The sequence below is a fragment of the Paenibacillus melissococcoides genome, assembly GCA_944800085.1.
Classification (GTDB): domain Bacteria; phylum Bacillota; class Bacilli; order Paenibacillales; family Paenibacillaceae; genus Paenibacillus_B; species Paenibacillus_B melissococcoides.
On sequence record CALYLO010000002.1, the window covers coordinates 61,998 to 80,312 of the forward strand.

Annotated in this window: 13 protein-coding genes and 1 pseudogene; 10 read left to right on the forward strand and 4 right to left on the reverse strand. The window is 56.4% G+C overall.

The features are described 5' to 3' along the window. Positions 1-9: 9 nt before the first annotated feature. From OCY70_RS08485 to cydC, 9 genes are all read left to right on the forward strand, one after another. Positions 10-1,089 (forward strand): Gfo/Idh/MocA family protein, encoded by a 1,080-nt coding sequence (locus OCY70_RS08485; RefSeq protein WP_213429327.1) that lies wholly within the window; start codon positions 10-12, stop codon positions 1,087-1,089. Continuing rightward, entirely contained in the window at positions 1,086-1,922 is an 837-nt protein-coding gene (locus tag OCY70_RS08490; protein WP_213429326.1) for a hypothetical protein, read from the forward strand. Before OCY70_RS08485 ends, OCY70_RS08490 begins: the two co-directional genes overlap by 4 nt. A gap of 976 nt (positions 1,923-2,898) precedes the next feature. Then, complete coding sequence (locus OCY70_RS08495; protein WP_261948757.1) at positions 2,899-3,255, forward strand: hypothetical protein; 357 nt, start codon at positions 2,899-2,901, stop codon at positions 3,253-3,255. A 590-nt stretch (positions 3,256-3,845) separates the two neighbouring features. Beyond that, positions 3,846-5,348, forward strand: a complete 1,503-nt coding sequence (locus tag OCY70_RS08500; protein WP_261944765.1) for an N-acyl-D-glucosamine 2-epimerase — start codon at positions 3,846-3,848, stop codon at positions 5,346-5,348. A 137-nt stretch (positions 5,349-5,485) separates the two neighbouring features. After that, positions 5,486-5,638 (forward strand): hypothetical protein, encoded by a 153-nt coding sequence (locus OCY70_RS08505; protein WP_213429322.1) that lies wholly within the window; start codon positions 5,486-5,488, stop codon positions 5,636-5,638. A 676-nt stretch (positions 5,639-6,314) separates the two neighbouring features. After that, positions 6,315-7,718, forward strand: coding sequence for a cytochrome ubiquinol oxidase subunit I (locus tag OCY70_RS08510; RefSeq protein WP_261944766.1), 1,404 nt, complete (start codon positions 6,315-6,317; stop codon positions 7,716-7,718). Next, the gene (cydB, locus tag OCY70_RS08515) at positions 7,702-8,718 is read left to right on the forward strand and encodes a cytochrome d ubiquinol oxidase subunit II (RefSeq protein WP_213429320.1); all 1,017 of its coding nucleotides are present in this window, start codon (positions 7,702-7,704) and stop codon (positions 8,716-8,718) included. The genes OCY70_RS08510 and cydB overlap by 17 nt, the downstream gene beginning before the upstream one ends. After that, a complete protein-coding gene (cydD, locus tag OCY70_RS08520; RefSeq protein WP_213429319.1) occupies positions 8,718-10,445 on the forward strand; it encodes a thiol reductant ABC exporter subunit CydD in 1,728 nt (575 codons plus the stop codon). The genes cydB and cydD overlap by 1 nt, the downstream gene beginning before the upstream one ends. Then, complete coding sequence (gene cydC / locus OCY70_RS08525) at positions 10,442-12,199, forward strand: thiol reductant ABC exporter subunit CydC (protein ID WP_213429318.1); 1,758 nt, start codon at positions 10,442-10,444, stop codon at positions 12,197-12,199. Before cydD ends, cydC begins: the two co-directional genes overlap by 4 nt. A gap of 722 nt (positions 12,200-12,921) precedes the next feature. Here cydC and OCY70_RS08530 read toward each other — a convergent pair. Then, entirely contained in the window at positions 12,922-13,482 is a 561-nt protein-coding gene (locus tag OCY70_RS08530; RefSeq protein ID WP_213429317.1) for a GNAT family N-acetyltransferase, read from the reverse strand. 242 nt (positions 13,483-13,724) lie between these two features. On the opposite strand from OCY70_RS08530, the gene OCY70_RS08535 reads away from it, so the two are divergent. After that, positions 13,725-14,942, forward strand: a complete 1,218-nt coding sequence (locus OCY70_RS08535; protein WP_213429316.1) for a multidrug effflux MFS transporter — start codon at positions 13,725-13,727, stop codon at positions 14,940-14,942. Between the two features lie 57 nt (positions 14,943-14,999). Here the strand turns inward: OCY70_RS08535 and OCY70_RS08540 are convergent, their stop codons facing one another. From OCY70_RS08540 to OCY70_RS36075, 3 genes and pseudogenes are all read right to left on the reverse strand, one after another. Next, positions 15,000-16,388: an amidase gene (locus tag OCY70_RS08540; protein WP_213429315.1), complete on the reverse strand. Its 1,389-nt coding sequence runs from the start codon at positions 16,386-16,388 to the stop codon at positions 15,000-15,002. Between the two features lie 619 nt (positions 16,389-17,007). Continuing rightward, positions 17,008-17,442, reverse strand: coding sequence for an MFS transporter (locus OCY70_RS08545; protein ID WP_249725356.1), 435 nt, complete (start codon positions 17,440-17,442; stop codon positions 17,008-17,010). Positions 17,443-17,518: 76 nt separating this feature from the next. Beyond that, positions 17,519-18,220: pseudogene (locus tag OCY70_RS36075) on the reverse strand (MFS transporter); the annotation flags it as partial. Positions 18,221-18,315: the final 95 nt, after the last annotated feature.

Genomic DNA, 18,315 nt, shown 5'->3' on the forward strand with positions numbered 1-18,315 from the left:
GGTGTCGAAATGAGGAAAAGCATGGTTGCGATTATCGGCTGCGGAACGATTGCCAACAGCGCCCACATACCGGCGTATCTGGCGAATCCGGACGCCGAGATCAAATATTTCTGCGATATTCGCAAGGAACGGGCGGAGCAGGCGGTCGAGAAATACGGCTGCGGCATCGCGATTGAAGATTATCGGGTCATCCTGGACGATCCGGACGTCGAAGCCGTCTCCATATGCACCCCGAATCATTGCCACGCCCCGATCGCGATCGATTGCATGCGCGCAGGGAAGCATGTGCTGTGCGAGAAGCCGGCCGCCCGCACCTATGAGGAAGCGCTGGAGATGCAGAAGGTGCAGCATGAGACCGGAATGACGCTGAATATCGGCGTCGTAAATCGGTTTAACACGGGAGTAAATATTATGAAGAAGATGATCGAGGACGGAGAGCTGGGCGATCTGTATCACGTGTACGTCAGCTTCCGCGCGCAGCGCTCGATTCCCGGACTGGGGGGCGACTTCACGACCAAGGCTGTCGCCGGCGGGGGCGCGCTGATTGACTGGGGCGTGCACTTTCTCGACATCGTCATGTACTGCGCAGGCGATCCGGAGCCGCAGACGGTGACGGGACAGACGTATTGCAAGCTGGGCAAGGATATGAAAAATTACTCCTACCTCAACATGTGGGCGGGGCCGCCCAATTATGAGGGAACCTACGATGTCGATGATTTCGTCACCGCGATGATTCGCACGGCGGGGCCTTCGATTACGGTCAACGGCGCATGGGCGCAAAATATCGGGGTCGATGAGATGTATATCGACTTCCTGGGCGACAAGGCGGGCATCCGGCTGCAGTACGGCGCCGGGTTCACAATTTACAGCGCCAAGCATGGCGCCCTGCTGGAGAGCACCCCGAAGTTCACGAAGACCGATCATTTCCGGAACGAGATCAACAGCTTCCTCGACTGCGTCAAGTCGGGCGAGCGCTTGCCGTCCCATATCGATACGGTCATCCTGACGGCCAAAATGATTCAGGCCATCTATGATTCCTCGGAGCAAGGGCGAGAGATTTCATTCGTGAAAGAGGGAGCGCGGGCATGAAGAAGATCGGATTCATCGATTATTATTTGGACGAATGGCATGCGAACAAGTACCCGGACTGGATTCGAGCCGCTTCCGGCGGCACGATGGAGGTCGCATATGCTTACGGGATGAAGAATGCCGAACGCGGGTTGAGCAACGCGGCATGGTGCGAGAAGCACGGCATCGCCTTGCGCCATACGGTGGAGGAGGTCGTGGCGGAGAGCGATTATCTCATCGTGCTGTCACCCGACAACCCGGAGCATCATGAAGCGCTCGCCGAGCTGCCGCTGGCATCGGGGAAGCCGACGTACATCGACAAGACCTTCGCCCCGGATCGGGCGGCGGCGCTGCGCCTGTTCGAGTGCGCGGCGCAGCACGGCACGCCGTTGTACTCCTCGTCGGCCTTGCGGTTCGCGACGGAATACCGCGAAGCGGAGCGATCGGGAATCGAGACGATCTGCAGTTGGGGGCCCGGCATGTTCGAGAATTATTCGATTCATCAGATCGAACCAATCGTCTCGCTGCTGGGAACGGAAGCGAAGCGCGTCATGTTCATTGGAACCGGGAGCGCGCCCGCGCTCCTGATCGAATTCAAGGATGGCCGGCAGGCGGCGATGCATCATCTGGGCGGCGATTGCCCGTTCACGACCGCGATTGCGTACGCATCGGGGAACTGCCGGATCCTGAAGCCGGAATCGGATTTTTTCCAGCTGTTCATTCAAGAGATGGTTGCCTTCTTCGAGACGGGGCGAACTCCGGTTCCTTCCGACCAGACCGTCGCCATCATCACCATCATCGAGTATGGCTTGCTGGCAGCCCAGCGGCCGAATGAGTGGGTCGAACTGCCATAGGAAGAGGAAGAATTGCACTACATGGAACCGTCTTGTTGCCGGGAAACCGGATTGTTTTCGGGCGCGGGCGGTTTTTTTTCTTGTTCGGGTTCCTGAATGAGCGACAGCGAATGGCCGAAACTTGTGTGGATTTATAAATTTTTAGGGGAGGAAGCAGGTCTTCCGCCTTGTTTCTGTTTTGGGTAAGGTTAGGACATGGGGACGAACATGTTGCAACGAATCTTTTTTGGATCAAAACTCGGCACTCTGAGCGTTTTACATCGATTATTTCTATTGAGCGACGAGAGCCACCACATAAAAAATGAATCGCCAAAAATCCACATGGATTTTCTCAACGGCCTGATTTACGGGCTCCAAGAGACTGCGTCGGATCCTGGGGGCATCATCGCCTTCTGGACGCATCATCGCTTTCTGGACGCATCGTTGCCTTCTAGGGGCACGTCGCCTTCTGTGGCTTGAACCTGTGGAGGGAATTGCTGCTATTTTACAGGAATTTCAGCTCAATGAGTCCGCATCCCGAGGAATTGCTGCACATCTACATCATTTTAGGCCCTTTTGCTCCAAGTCGAAGCGAAACGGGTGAAATTGCTGCAGTTTTGCAGGATTCCCTTTCTACTGAAGTCGTCCATATCGAATTGCTGTATTTAAGCAGGCTTTTGCTTACCGAATCGGCGTGTCTTAAGAAATCGTGCGGTTTTCAGGCCGTTGGAACCCCCTTTTTTACGAAGGGGTGGAGATTGTCCATTTACCGAATCAAAACTTGGCACTCCGATCAGAGCGTTTTAAATCCATTTTTTCTACTGAGAGACGAGTCCAAATGGAGTGCCGAAAAATCCCTTGGACTTTCTTATTAGAACATTAGCTCTGTTTGATGATTGTAGCCGGGTGCTCCGGCAACAACGAAAAACCAGATCCACAGCATACTTCGCAAAAGTTTCAACATATTCTTGATAAAGCAGGAGTAACCCCCCGATATGTGGACACCACAAAATATCCAGGCGGCGAATTGGATATTGTTAAGATTTTAAACTTAGAAATGAGGTACTCTCTTGAAAACAATCCTCAAGGCATATCCAGGTTATATTCAAAAGAAAATGCCGATTCGGAAGAAGATGCCGATGACAAGGATAACCCGAATCAAAATGTCCTCAGCATCATTGTTTCGCTGGATAACGCTCAGTTTAATCATGTTTTCGATACAGAGATAGAGGCTTTCGCCGTTCAATCCCAGATCATGCCGTCTGATCCAAAGTATTGCATATACTCAGGAACTATAATATATTACATGATTAAGGAAAATAATGAGTGGAAGATTTTATCTATTCAAAATTAGGAAGTCATGCAAAGGATCAAGAAAAGCAGAGGGACGCCCCTCTGCTTTTTAAGTACACACAACCGGAATTATTTATCCTTGACGGGTGAGTTATACTCACTTGGGAGCATTAACCGTGACCATACTATGGACCGCTCGCATTTTTCCGCGGCCTGGTTTTGGACACCAGAACCCAGTTGTTCCGTTAGATGTTTTATAACGCATTTGGGAAGATCCCCCCCGCCATCCAGCATGATTGCACTTGTACAGTACAGACCTTTCATAAAAGCTCGTGCTCCCATGCCGTTTTCCTTTCAAATACCGCCAAAATAATCTTTCTTTTTGAATTCGTATATGTGAAGCCGATCGCAGTTCTGGCCGTTTTAGCGGTTGGTTCAAAGCGATACGCTCAATTTAGCTCCGTAAAAGAAAGTACCGTTTCATCATCTGGGCCGCGATTGCCCGTTCACGACTGCGGTTGCATACGATTCGGGAAATTGTCGGATCCTAAAGCCGGAGTCGGATTTTTTCCGGTTGTTCATTGAAGATCAGGTCAGGTTCTTCGCGTCGGGAAGGGTCATTCTTTCGATCTGTCAAAGGAGGTGTGCAATATGTTCATCTTTCGCCAGCGCCGATGGTCCCGGCAAGCGGGGATTTGCTTGGCTTCGCTAACCGTTCTTTTTGGCGTGCTTCCTGTCGGCGCGCAGGCCGCCGAGCAAGGCGAACAGGAAGCCGGATCAACTCTTCGCTTACTACGACAGGCTTCGGCCTTATCGGGTTCGACCATTCAGGTCGACCCGGTGTTTCCTTATTATCAAAATCGCTCGGCGGCGAGCATCGCCGATGAGATTGTGCAGAACGGGTATAAGTCCGTCCGGTATTTCGTCGTGAATGAGAACCATGTCAACCGAGGGCTTGTCGAGGCTTTTCAGGAGAGAGGGCTGTTCGTCTGGGCGCTGGTCCTCGGCAACGGATCGTATTCTGTCGAAGGCTTCCCGGCCGATTGGCCAAGCTGGCAGATGGAACTGTTGACCCCGGTGAATGACGGGTATTACCGCTTCTCCCCGCATAGCGAAGCTTATGTCAATTGGAAGAAGGAGAAGCTGGCGAGCCTGGTCCGGAGTATCCCGTTCGACGGCATTGAAGTCGCGGAGCCATACTTCCCGGAGTGGGACGGCATCGATCGCGGCGTGTACGGTGATGTCGGCCCGCTGGCCCAAGCGGCCTTTCGCGAACAGTACGGACATGACCGGATTCCGAATTTCACCGATCCGGATGATCCCGACTTCTATCTGATGAATGTCGAGCTGTATGAGGATTGGATCGAGTTCCGGGTCGAGGCCGTCAACCGCTTCCTCAATGAACTGATGAACGGCAAAGGCGGGGTACGGGACGCAAAAAAGGATATTCTCGCCGCGACCTGGTCGCTCGCGATCGACGCCGGCCCGGACTCCGTGGATACGCTGCGCGAGATGCAGGGCCTCGATGCCGCAGCAATGATATCGGCGGTCCGGCCGGATCTGCATATCCTGCAGACGCATTGGCCCGACTGGATGAAGCCCCAGGACGTGCTTCCGCCGCAGTATATCCGCAGCTACCAGAGCTTCGTCGATCAGATTCGCTCCGTTCACCCGAATATTCCGCTTGGCGTGCAGGCGGATATCGGCTCGTCGCTGGACATGGTGAAGGACCGCGCTTGGTACGACTCGTTCGGCCGCGAGGCCGCGCAGATGGGATTCCGTACATGGACGGCCTATGAATATCATCTCGGCAAATATATGTACGAGGAACCGCCCGTTCCGGTCACCGTTGCCCGTACGCGGTTTGATAAGGCGGTCATCACGTTCCAGAAGCGAATCGATGAGCCCTCCGCCAAGCTTCCCGGCAGTCTGCATATGATCACCGAAGAGGGGGAGACGCCCGTCCCTCCGGAGCATATTGCCGTCGACGGCAATATGCTCATTATCGAATGGGATCGGCTGCCGAAGAAGGAATTCCGCCTGCGGATTCAACAGGTGACGGATACGCCGTCTTACTGGCTGTATAACAAGGATCAGCCGGCCAATGCAATTAAGGTTGATACCATTGTGACGGCAGGGAAGAAGAATCATTAGGTGAATCGGTGGAGAACCGTCGCTTCCGAGACTTTTAATCGTACTTGGAGGTGGCGGTTTTTTGCAAACTCTGGAATCCCCCGAGCTAGTTTTGATACAATGGCTACAGAACCCAACATTTGGCAAGGGGGAGGGGGATGAACAAAAAGCCGCTTTGGTATCATGCAGCACTAGCCATTGTTCTTTTGCCTGCAATAGAAGGAATGATCACAAATACGCCTAGTTCGCATTTTCGGGCCATGGTTTCGATTACGGCTATCCTTTGGATTGTTGGTATGTTTGAAATATGAATGTGGCAATTTGGATATTAATTCTCTTTGCATTCATGTTTATTTTGACTGCAGAAATATCTAAAGTCTAAGGAATTAAATTTTTATATTTCCTCGATTGGCCGCGTCCTTCCGCGGTTATTTTGTGTTCTGCGCAGTAGGATGATTTGAATCTCTACGAACGAGTTTAAATACTTTTACTTTGCTTGGCTTGACGCTTCTCCAGACTTCTTTTTATGTTCTGTTTTGAATTTTGGTTCTCCCCGAGCAGGTATTCAGAAGGCATTAATGAGGAAGTTTTACATAGTAGTTTATGGTAAGAGTGAAACGAAAAGTAGAAATCAAACGCTTCCCTTACCGGGAAAGCTATGCCTTTTCTCTTCCGCCCCAGCCTTATTTTCAACGCTTTTGTGAACAATGGCACAAAGTTCGCAATTTGCTCACTCTATTTCGACAGAAAGTGACAAAAGTCACATTAGCCGACGTGTCCATCTGACAAAATAACACTGAGTCCTGTAATGTTTGTCATTGATCGAGCTGTTCCTCGTATCGCAGTCAACGGCTTATGCCATGCGCGTAGGGCGAAGACGGCTATCCGAAGCGTGCGGCAGATCCTTAAAAGAGGATGCTCAAAAGGTGCTGGAAACCGAACTGACCTCTTTGACTCCCGCATAATAACGAAAGGTGGAACGAAAAAATGGATACGCTAATCTTATCACGCATCCAGTTTGCGTCGACGACGATTTTTCACTTCTTCTTCGTCCCGGTATCCATCGGGTTGGCGCTGCTGATTGCCATTATGGAGACAATGTATGTCGCCAAGGGCAATGAAGAGTATAAGAAAATGGCCAAGTTCTGGGGTAAATTGTTCCTTATCAACTTCGCCGTCGGCGTCGTGACCGGTATCATTCAGGAATTCCAGTTCGGCATGAACTGGTCCAACTACTCCCGCTTCGTCGGGGACGTGTTTGGCGCGCCGCTTGCTATCGAGGCGCTGCTTGCCTTTTTCATGGAGTCCACATTCATCGGGCTCTGGATCTTCGGTTGGGAGCGGCTGAGCAAGAAGGTGCACTTGCTGTGCATCTGGCTTGTGGCTATCGGAACGACGATGTCCGCCTTTTGGATTCTCGCGGCCAATTCGTTCATGCAGCGTCCGGTCGGCTTCACAATTAACAATGGCCGGGCCGAGATGAATGATTTCTTCGCGCTAGTTACGAACGGCCAGCTGCTGGTGGAATTTCCGCATACGGTGCTGGGCGCATTTGCGACAGGGGCCTTCCTCATTACGGGCGTCAGTGCGTATAAGATGCTGCGTCGCCAAGACTTTGAGTTTTTCAAAAAATCCTTCAAGCTGGGTATCGTGGTCGCCCTGATCTCGTCGTTCCTGGTCGCGATCTTCGGCCACCAGCAAGCGCAGTACCTGGTGCATACACAGCCGATGAAGATGGCTGCGGCCGAGAGCATGTGGGAGCGGAGTTCGGACCCGGCGCCTTGGACGGTTATCGCGGCTATCGATCCGGACAAGCAAGAAAACAAAATGGAAGTGAAGATTCCATACTTACTTAGCTTCCTGTCCTACAGCAAATTCTCCGGAGACGTCAAGGGGATGAAGGAGCTGCAGGCAGAATACGAGCAAACATACGGACCTGGCGATTATATTCCGCCGGTGCGCACGACCTTCTGGAGCTTCCGCATCATGGTCGCTGCCGGATCGCTGATGATTCTGCTCGGTTTGTACGGCGTCTGGCTGATGGCGCGCAAGAAGCTGGATCAGAAGAACACATGGTTCATGCGTTTCATGCTGTATGCCATTTCGCTGCCGTTCATTGCCAATACGGCGGGCTGGATCATGACCGAGATCGGGCGCCAGCCGTGGACTGTATTCGGGCTGATGACGACGGAAGACAGTATCTCGCCTAGCGTGACCGGAGGATCGGTGCTGTTCTCCCTGATTGCCTTCTCCGCCATTTACACGGTGCTGGCTATCGTGATGGTCTACCTGTTCGTACGCGTTATCAAAAAAGGACCGAACGAGGACGTAACTGTCCGCGTGTCTCACGATCCATTCGATAAGGAGGAACGTCATGCTCTCACTCAATGAATTATGGTTCGTTCTTGTCGCTGTGTTGTTCGTCGGCTTCTTCTTCCTCGAGGGCTTCGACTTCGGGGTCGGGATGTCGACTCAATTCCTGGCGCGCACCGACGGAGAGCGCCGGGTGCTTATCAATTCAATCGGCCCGTTCTGGGATGCCAATGAAGTCTGGCTTCTGACCGCCGGCGGGGCGATGTTCGCCGCCTTCCCGAACTGGTACGCGACCTTGTTCAGCGGCTATTATGTGCCGCTCGTTGCGGTGCTGCTCGCGCTGATCGTGCGCGGCGTCGCTTTCGAATTCCGGGGCAAGGTGGACAACGAGCGTTGGAAGAAAACATGGGATCTGGCTATTTTTGTCGGCAGTCTGCTGCCTCCGTTCCTGTTCGGCGTCGTGTTCGCCGGGCTGATTAAGGGCCTTCCGATCGATCAGCAGATGGAGATGAAAGCCGGCCTGTTCGATATGGTGAATCTCTATACCGTAGTAGGCGGCATTACCGTTACCGTGCTCTGCCTTGTGCACGGGCTCATGTTCACGACGCTGCGAACGGAGGGCGATCTGCAGGCGCGCGCACGCCGTCTCGCTCGGAAGCTGATGATTCCGCTCGCCGCGCTGCTCGTCTTGTTCGCCGTCATGACCTACTTCATGACCGATGTGTTCCAGGTTCGCGGCGCCATCCTGGCTGTCGTCGCCGTCCTTGGTCTTATCGTCTTCCTGCTCGCCGGATACTTCATGAAGCAGAAGAAGGACGGCTGGGCGTTCGGCATGACCGGAGGCATTATTTTGCTCTCGATCGCATCCGTCTTTATCGGCTTGTTCCCGCGGGTGATGATCAGCTCCATCAACAGTGCATTCGACCTGACGATTCATAATGCGGCTTCGGGCGCTTATTCGCTCAAAGTGATGACGATCGTAGCGGTGACCTTGCTGCCGTTCGTGCTCGGTTACCAGATTTGGAGCTACTTCGTCTTCCATAAGCGCGTGAACGAGAAGCAGCATCTCGAATACTAATGGGCAAGAATCTGTTCGGCTACCAAGGGATCAAGCCGGTTCTTGCCAGTCTGACCGCCATTGCCCTGGTGCACACACTTTCTATTATTATGCTGGCCATCTGGCTGGCAGAAGCAATTTCCGCCCTGTTCGCCGGGGCGGCATGGCAGGAACAAGCCGGCAAGATCGGGCTGTTCCTGCTTGCTTTTCTCGTGCGCCAGTTAACGGCACTGCTGCAGCAGAAGGTGGCTTACCGATTCGCCGAGAAGACCGGCGCCAGCCTGCGGAGCCAGCTGCTGGAGGCGCTGTTCCGCCTCGGGCCGCGGCATACCCGGACAGAGGGAACGGGCACGACGGTAACGCTTGTGCTCGAAGGGGTCGGGAAGTTCCGCAAATATATGGAGCTGTTCCTGCCCCGCATGATCGGGAGCGCAGTGACGCCCGTGCTTATCCTTGCGTACATTGCGACCCAGGATATCGTCGCTGCCTTGATTCTGGCGGTGACGATGCCGATTCTCATCGCGTTTCTTATTCTTGTCGGGCTGGCCGCCCGCAAGCAGACCGAGAAGCAGTGGGCGTCGTACCGGCAGTTGTCGAACCATTTCGTGGATTCGCTGCGCGGCCTGGAGACGCTCAAATTCCTCGGACGCAGCCGCTCGCACGGAGCCACCGTCTCCAAGGTGAGCGACAGATACCGCTCGGCCACGATGCGGACCCTGCGCGTCGCCTTCTTATCCTCCTTCTCCCTGGACTTCTTCACGATGCTGTCCGTGGCATCGGTGGCGGTCAGCCTCGGGCTGCGCCTCGTGGAAGGGGAGATGATGCTCGTTACCGCGCTGACGATCCTTATCCTGGCGCCGGAATATTTCCTTCCGGTGCGCATGGTCGGGGCCGATTATCACGCGACGCTGGACGGGAAGGAAGCGGGCGAGGCGATGCAGGCCATTATCCGCGCGGGAGCCCAGTCCGAGCCGGCGCCTGCCTCGCAGGCGCTGCCGGCTTGGACACAGGATAGCGTGCTGCAAATGAGCGGCATCGGGATGCGGCATGAGGAAGAGGGCCCGTCTTCGCTGCAGGAGATTGATCTGGAGATTCAAGGCTTCCGCAAGGTCGGCATTATCGGCGCAAGCGGGGCCGGCAAATCAACGCTGATCGACATTATCGGCGGCTTCCTGCATCCGACTGCGGGGACGATCCGGGTGGACGGACAGGAAAGGACGTCGCTGACCGGGGAGGACTGGCGGAAGCAGACGACGTATATTCCACAGCATCCGTACATTTTCAGCTCCTCGCTGGCGGATAACGTCCGCTTCTATTCGCCGGACGCGACCGATGACGAGGTCGCGCGGGCGATGGCCGCCGCGGGGCTGGGCCAGTTGGCGGAACAGCTTCCGAATGGTCTGGACGAGCGCATCGGCAATGGCGGCCGTTCTCTCAGCGGCGGGCAGGAGCAGCGGGTTGCGCTGGCGCGGGCATTTCTGAGCAGACGGCCGGTTATGCTGCTCGATGAACCGACGGCGCATCTGGATATCGAGACCGAGTATGAGCTGAAGTCGACGATGCTGGATCTGTTCCGGGATCGGCTCGTCTTCCTGGCCACGCACCGCCTGCATTGGATGCCGGATATGGACTGGATTATTGTCCTGCAGGACGGCAAGGTGGCGGAGACGGGGACCCATGAAGAGCTGCTGGCCAAGCGGGGGGCTTACTACGACATGATTCGCACGGAAGGGGAGGAGACGCTATGAACCGCGAAGGCTGGATTATGCCGTATATGCGGCGCTATGCCGGACGCTTCGCCGTCATTATCGCCCTGGGCGTGCTGACGGTGCTGTGCGCCTCCTCCTTGACCTTCACGTCAGGCTATCTCATTTCGAAGTCGGCTCTTCGTCCGGAAAATATTTTGCTCGTCTACGTGCCCATCGTGCTTGTCCGGACGTTCGGGATCGGGCGGGCTGTCGTCCATTATGTCGAACGTCTGGTCGGCCATGATGCGGTGCTGCGCATTTTGTCCCAGATGCGGGAGCGGATGTACCGGATCCTGGAGCCGCAGGCGCTGTTCCTCCGTTCCCGCTTCCGGACGGGAGATCTGCTCAGCACGCTGGCGGATGATATCGAGCAGCTGCAGAATGTCTACCTGCGCACGGTGTTCCCGGGCGCGGTGGCGCTCGTCGCCTATGCCGCCTGCATCGCGGCGCTCGGCTGGTTCGATCTGCCGTTCGCGCTCTTTATCGGCTTGCTGCTGCTCCTGCTGATCGCGGTTCTGCCCTGGGTGTCTCTGCTGATTACCCGCACCTGGCAGACCCGCATCAAGCAGGAGCGGAACGTGCTGTATCAGCGGCTGACCGATGCGGTGATGGGGATGAGCGACTGGGTCATTAGCGGCCGCGCTCCACGGTTCACGGCAGAATATGAAGAGGGCGAGCAATCCGTCGCCCGCATGGAGCGCCGCCTGAACGGCTGGGCCCGGCTTCGCATGCTGCTGGGGCAGTGCGTCGTCGCAGCCGTGCTGGTGCTCATGCTCTGCTGGGCAGGAGGCCAATATGCGGACGGGCGCATCGCCGCCACCTTAATCGCGGCCTTCACCTTGGTCGTGTTCCCGCTGATGGACGGCTTCCTCCCCGTATCGGAGGCGGTGGAGAAGCTGCCGCAGTACCAGGATTCGCTGGATCGGCTCGCAAAGCTGGACGCTCCGGCGGCCGAAGAGCCCGTTCGTCCTGCGGCGGAGGCGGAGCTGCGGACAGCCTTGGCATCCGGAGCGGCGCATATCCGGCTGGAGCAGGTCCGCTACCGCTACGACAAATCGGCCGCCTGGACGCTGGACGGCTTGTCGCTCGATATCCCGCAAGGATGGCGCATCGCCGTCATCGGCCGCAGCGGAGCGGGGAAATCGACGCTGCTGAAGCTGGTGCAGGGCGCCTTGGCGCCGGATGAAGGCCAGGTCCTGTTGAACGGCATCCCGGCGGCTTCCTATGGGGAGCATATCCCCGAGATGATCGCGGTCTTGAACCAGAGCCCGCATCTGTTCGACACGACGGTAGCGAACAATATCCGGCTGGGCCGCCCGGACGCCTCGGACGAAGACATCCGCCGGGTCGTCCGTCAGGTCGGCCTGGAGACGCTCGTCGATTCGCTGCCGGACGGCTATGACACCCGGATGCTGGAGACGGGCGGACGCTTCTCCGGCGGGGAGCGGCAGCGAATCGCGCTGGCCCGCATCCTGCTGCAGGATACGCCGGTCGTCATTCTCGACGAGCCGACCGTCGGGCTCGATCCGCAGACTGAGCGCGCCCTGCTGGCCACTATGTTCGCCGCGCTGCAGGGCAAGTCGCTGCTCTGGATTACGCATCATCTCGTCGGCGTGGAGCAGATGGACGAAGTCATCTTCATCGAGAACGGCCGCATCGAGATGAGAGGGCCGCATGCGGAGCTGCTGGAGCGGTACCCGCGCTACCGCAACCTGTACCATCTGGATCGGCCCGCGCTTTTGTCGCGGTTATAGGGGGCTAGAGTATTACAGTCGTCCCCCCATACGGAATCCCCCGAGACCTGTTAGTCTCGGGGGATTTGTTTATGCCGGGGTGGGTGTTTGGAGGTGGAGAAGGCAGCGGTGGGCAGTCGGCGCATGATGGATGATGAGGTGAGGCGGGGGAATCCTGCGTTAATGCAGCAATTACCGCGGTATGGACTGACATTGGTGGGAATTGCTGCAAAAGTACATTATTTGCCTTGATTTCGGCGCTTCTTAAGGCGAAACGGCCGAAATTGCTGCAGTTTGGCAGGAATGTTTTTAGCGGAGTAGGCGCGAGAGGAGAATGCTGCAGTTTTGCAGCTTTGGCCAAGGCGAGCGGTGAGGAGCCGTGAGGATCGTGGTGAGAGCAGAAGCGCCAGATGAGCAATCGAATCAACAAGTTAGATCGAACAACCGAACAAAGCACCAGATGAGCAACTGAGTCAGCAAGTTACATCGAACAAGCGAATGAGCACCAGGTGAGCAACCGCATCAACAAGTTACATCGAACAAGCGAATGAGCACCAGATGAGCAACCGAATCAGCAAGTTACATCGAACAACCGAACAAGCGCCAAATGAGCAATCGAATCAAACACTCACATCAGGCAACCGAACAAGGCGGCGCATCCAACAATAGAGCAAAATCCGACAAATCGCAGTTACTGGCCGCGCGGCGCAAAGAAAAACACCCTTAGCGGGTGTTTTTGTGGGTTATTGCGGGGGAAGCGCCTTCTCGAACAGCAGATAGCCCTTCGGGATCTCGCCTTGAAAAGTATAGCCTGCCGCGCGGTAGAAGGCGTTCAAGGCCGGGACGCCCGCCTTGCAGTCCAGGCGGAGCCGGCGCTTGCCCGGGAAGCGGATGCCGGCCTCGACCCAGCGGAGCACCGCATGTCCCAACTGGCTGCCGGCGAAGGCGCGGTCGATGGCCAGGCGGTGCAAATATATGGAATCGTCATGGCCCGCTTCCCCCTTGTCGCACAGGCTGCTCCATAGCTCTCGGTCCCAGGCGCTCGGTTGCTGAAGCAGCATGACGACGGCGGCCGGATCGCCGCCGCGTTTGAAGACGAATACGTCTCCCTTGGCGATGGAATCCGCCATCCCGTGAACATCGACGCCCTGCAGCAGCTCATTCCATTGCGTCGAGCCTTTGCTGTTCAGCCAGGCGGCTGTACGGTACAGCAAGGACATAATCGCCTCGGTATCGGCGGTCTCGGCTTGCGATGCGTAGATATCGTCCTGAACCCGTTCCTCGATAATCCGAAATGTATTCATAGGCGGCCGTCCCTCCATTCATTTCTTTTGATTTATTTTTTCGACGTGAAGTTTCCGGCTTCCTGCTGATCATGATCGGCTGCAGCGCCCGCCAGAGCGGCGGCTCGCCGTTCCTTCGCCAGACGGCCTCAAGAATACAGTGGATTCTATAGGCAAAATATGAAATATTCAAGTCTTGATTCCCTCACAAGTTGTAACTATAATTGTTACAATTGCAATTTTATAGAGAAAGGTTGTCATACATGAATCCTGGAACAAATCTGAATGCTTCCGTGGCGGCCGTCCCGCGCAAGCGGAGACTCGCGATCGCGATCGTGCTCGGCTCGATGACGGCGATCGGGCCGCTCTCGATTGATATGTATTTGCCGTCGCTGCCGATGCTCGCCGCCGATCTGCAGGCAAGCACCTCCTTGACCCAGCTCAGCTTGACGGCGTGTCTGCTTGGCCTGGCGCTCGGCCAATTGGTCATGGGGCCGCTCAGTGACGCGCGGGGCCGCCGCGGTCCTCTGCTGGCGTCCCTCACGGTGTACGCCGTCGTCTCTTTCTTGTGCGCCATCGTTCCCTCCATGTGGGGCTTGATCGCCCTGCGCTTCCTGCAGGGGATGGCCGGCGCGGGCGGGATCGTTATCGCGCGGGCGATGGTCCGCGATCTGTACTCCGGATCGGAGCTGACGAAGTTTTTCTCGCTGCTTATGCTCATTAACGGGCTGGCCCCGATCGCCGCTCCGATCATTGGCAGCCAGTTGCTCAAATTTACGTCATGGCACGGCGTTTTCACGGTGCTGGGCGCATTGGGACTGTTGATGATCGCTGCGGCCTACTTCGGGCTGGCGGAGACCCACCCTCAGGATCGGCGATCATCCGGCGGCGTCCGGACGACCTTGTCCACCTTCGGGGGACTGGTGAACGATAAGGAATTTATGGGATATGCCTGCACGCAGGGGCTGGTCTCTGCCGCGATGTTCAGCTATATCTCCGGCTCGCCGTTCGTCTTGCAAAATATTTATGGCGCATCGCCCCAGGCGTTCAGTCTGTTCTTTGCGCTCAACGGGTTCGGTCTTATTTTGGCCACCCAGATTACGGGACGGCTGGCTGCGCGCCATGGCGAAATGCGGCTGTTCATCGCAGGGCTGATCCTGTCCTGCGGCGGGAGCCTCGCGCTCCTGGCCGCGATTCTGCTGCACGGGCCGCTCTGGTCGGTTCTGCTTCCGCTCTTCGTGTCGGTATCCAGCACGGGGGTCGTCAATACCGCCGGCTTCTCCCTAGCGATGCAGAACCAGGGCAAGACGGCCGGCAGCGCCTCGGCCATGCTCGGCTTGCTGCCCTTCATCGCCGGCTCGGCGGCAGCGCCGCTCGTCGGTATCGCAGGAAGCGACACGGCCGTGCCGATGGGCGTCGTCATCGCCTGCTGCGGGCTTGGGGCGGCCGGCTGCTACCGGCTGCTGATCCGCCGCCGTTAATCATTTATCCCCGGTCCATCGTTGGGCCGGGGATTTGTCGCTTTCGGGAGATCACGATCAGGAGCCGCAAGTTCCGGAGATGATCTGATCCCGCTTGCGATAATATCCGCCCAGTTCGCTCTGCTCATACGTATAACCGGCTCGGATCAGGCGATCCTCCCGGCGATGATCGGCGATGAGCTGCAATCCGACCGGGAGCTGTTCCTGCTTCGTAATGCCGCAAGGCAGGGTAAGGGCCGGCATGCCGGTCATATTGAAAATCTCCGTATAACGGGTCATCGCGTCGAAGATGTTCTCGGTATAGGAGCCGAACGTGACGGATTCGACCCCGATGCGGCGCGGCGGGATCGGGAGCGTCGGCGTGGCCAGCACGTCGACCTGCTTAAAGATCCGTTTGAACGCTCGGGTGTATTCTTCTTTCTTGTGGAGCGCGGTAATGTACTGAAGGGACGTAATATCGAGCGACAACTCCAATATCGCGCGCACGTCGGCCCCCATCTCCGTCAGACAGCAGGCGATATCGCTGCGGTGAACATATCCGGCTTCGGATGCGGCAATGGTCAGCCCATATTCCTGGCAACCGTACAGGAACGAGGTATCGACATCGGCGAGCACGGCGCCGAGCTCCTCGAGAGCCGCAAGCGCTTCCCGATACAGCCGCTGCGTCTCCTTCTCGATATGCTCATTGAAGAAATTGATCGGGACGCCGATGCGCATCCCGCGAATATTCTCAATCAGATGGCGGGAGTAGTCGTTGCCGGTAAGCGCGTCCATCATGATCGCGAGGTCCTCCATGTTGGCGGCAAGCGGCCCGACATGATCCATCGTCCACGAGGCGAAGTCGACACCGGACGTCGGAACGGTTCCATAGGTCGGCTTCAGCCCGGCTATGCCGCAGGAAGCGGCCGGAATGCGCACGGAACCGCCGGTCTCCGTTCCGATGGAGGCGACGGACAGATTGGCGGCCACCGCCGCTGCCGAGCCGCCGCTTGACCCTCCGGGAGAATATTCGATGTTCCATGGATTGCGGACCGGCCCATAGTGCGGATTGTTGGACGTGATGCCGAGCGCGAATTCATGCATATTGGTTTTGCCCAGCATGATCGCATTCTCCTTGTTCGCCCTGCGGATAACGGCAGCGGTTCGATCGGGAACGAAGCTGCGGTAAATCTCGGAACCGTTCGTGGTCCGGACGCCCTTGGTTGCCAGATTATCCTTATAAGACAGCGGAATCCCGAACAACAGCCCCGTATTCTTGCCGCGGTTCCATTTCTTCTCCAGACGCTTCGCCTTCCGCAGCGCGCGTTCCTTCGTAACCGTAATATAGGCGTTATATACCGGGTCGCAATTTTTTATTTCCCTTAAATAGTCGCGGGTGATCTCTACAGGAGAAAAAAGCTTGTACTTGTAACCGTTCAACAGCTGCCGAATCGATCTTCGCTTCAAATCTCATCCTCTCCTTCTGGATATGCTTGCTGGGAGAGCGAGGCTGCCGATTTCTATCATGTTGCTATAGAGAGACATCCTGTCTTCTTGTATCCTGTCACAGTAATATGCTAGAGAAGAGAGAAGAGTGTGGGGGGACTGGACGGAATCGGGATGGCGGCTTGGAAAAGTTGGGTTCGGCATCGTTCTCTATCAGGCGAAGAAAAAAGCTATGTTGAGAAACGGAGCGACGGTCCTGGAAAGGCAAAGGGGGTGTCTCACAGGCACTGCAAAATGATGGAGATGACGAGGTAACAGAGAATGTGGATGCGGGAAAAACGGCGGCGCGCAAACCGGTGAAAGATGGATGAAGCCGTGAAATGCTGCGTGGATGCATCAATTTCTGCTCTTTCAGCCGCTATTTGATGAAATTCCTGCAAAAGTACATGATGTTCATCGATTTTTGTCTTTTATCGATTGGATAGTCAGAAATTGATGCCGTTTTGCAGGATTCCCTGTAACGGAGTACACGTCATAAAGGAAAAGTGTAGTTTTGCAGTTTTTCGGCGAGTCGAGCTTTGAGAATCAGGGGGGCTGTCTCACTGTAGTGAAATACTACTTTTGGGACACCCCCAAGTAGCTATGATTGATGGACGGCCGCGCTCGCGGATGGAGCTGCCGATCTCCCCATCCGGGAGGAGGCGATGACGATGAGGAACAGCAGTCCCATGAAGGACATCAGCAGCCACTGTGCCCCGGATACGCCGAAGGCATCCATCATCCAGCCGGTCAAGCGAGGTACGACGGCCCCGCCGATGCCGCCGGCGGCGACGAGCAGGCTGGTTATCCGCTCGGTCATGCCGGGCAGGACATGATTGGCGAAGACGAGCGCGATCGAGAAGATGCCTGCCATGCCGATGCCGAACAGCAGCGTCACGGCGAAGCTGCTCCACAGCTGGGAGGCGAAGACGAAGCCCGCCATCATGAGGAGCGACAGTCCGCAGCTGTAGAACAGATAGCGGGCATATCCCATTCGCTCGGCCAGGACGCCGGCGAAAAAGCGCCCGAAGGCCATCGTCCCCCAGAAGGGTGATGCTGATGGAGGCGGTAGCCGATGTCACCCCTGCATTCTCGATCAGCATGGACGGGAGGAAGTTGACGAAGCTCATTTCGACGCCGACATAGGTCAGGAAAAAGACGATCATCAAGCCGATAAACAGCCACTCGTTTGCTCCGAGCTTCGAAGGCGCCGCCGCGGCTGCCTGCCGTTCCCCGGATTCGCGTCGCTGCCGGCGCAGCATAGGCTCGGCCTCTCCCAGCGGGAGGAACAGCCACAGCGCGCCCGTGCCGATGGACAGCACAGTGACGCTGATGAAGGAGGCATACCACATGTCGTATACAATGAAGACCGACGAGACTATCGGGATCAGCAAGGCGCCGATGCCGAAAAATACCTCCAAGCGGCTCATGGCAATCGCTTTGTTCGCGCCCATGAATTCAATGATGATGGCTCCGATGATTGCCTCGATCATCCCGAAGCCGAGGCCTGCCACAGGAGCGGCAGTCAGCATCCATTCCCACGGGGGCAGGAAGCAGTATACCGCCTCGCCGAGCGTGAGGGCCGTCAACGCGAAGAGCAGAGCGCCCCGGCGCCCGATGCGGCTGGTGAGCAGCGGCGTCAGCAGGACGCCGACTAGAAATCCGGCGAATTGATTGAAAATAAGCTGGCCTCCGTCGCCATACGAACGCCCGTAGTGGGCCATCATTTCCTCCAGAATGGTACCGATAACAACATGGGCCAGGCCGATAAGAAAATAACATAGGCATCCGAGCCAAAAAATACGTTTCATCATTCGTTGTCGTCCAATCCTCCTGCTGCATCAAGTGAAAATCTAACCCAATCATATGCAATCCTTCACATATTGTCGAGCTAAATTCCCAATCTATG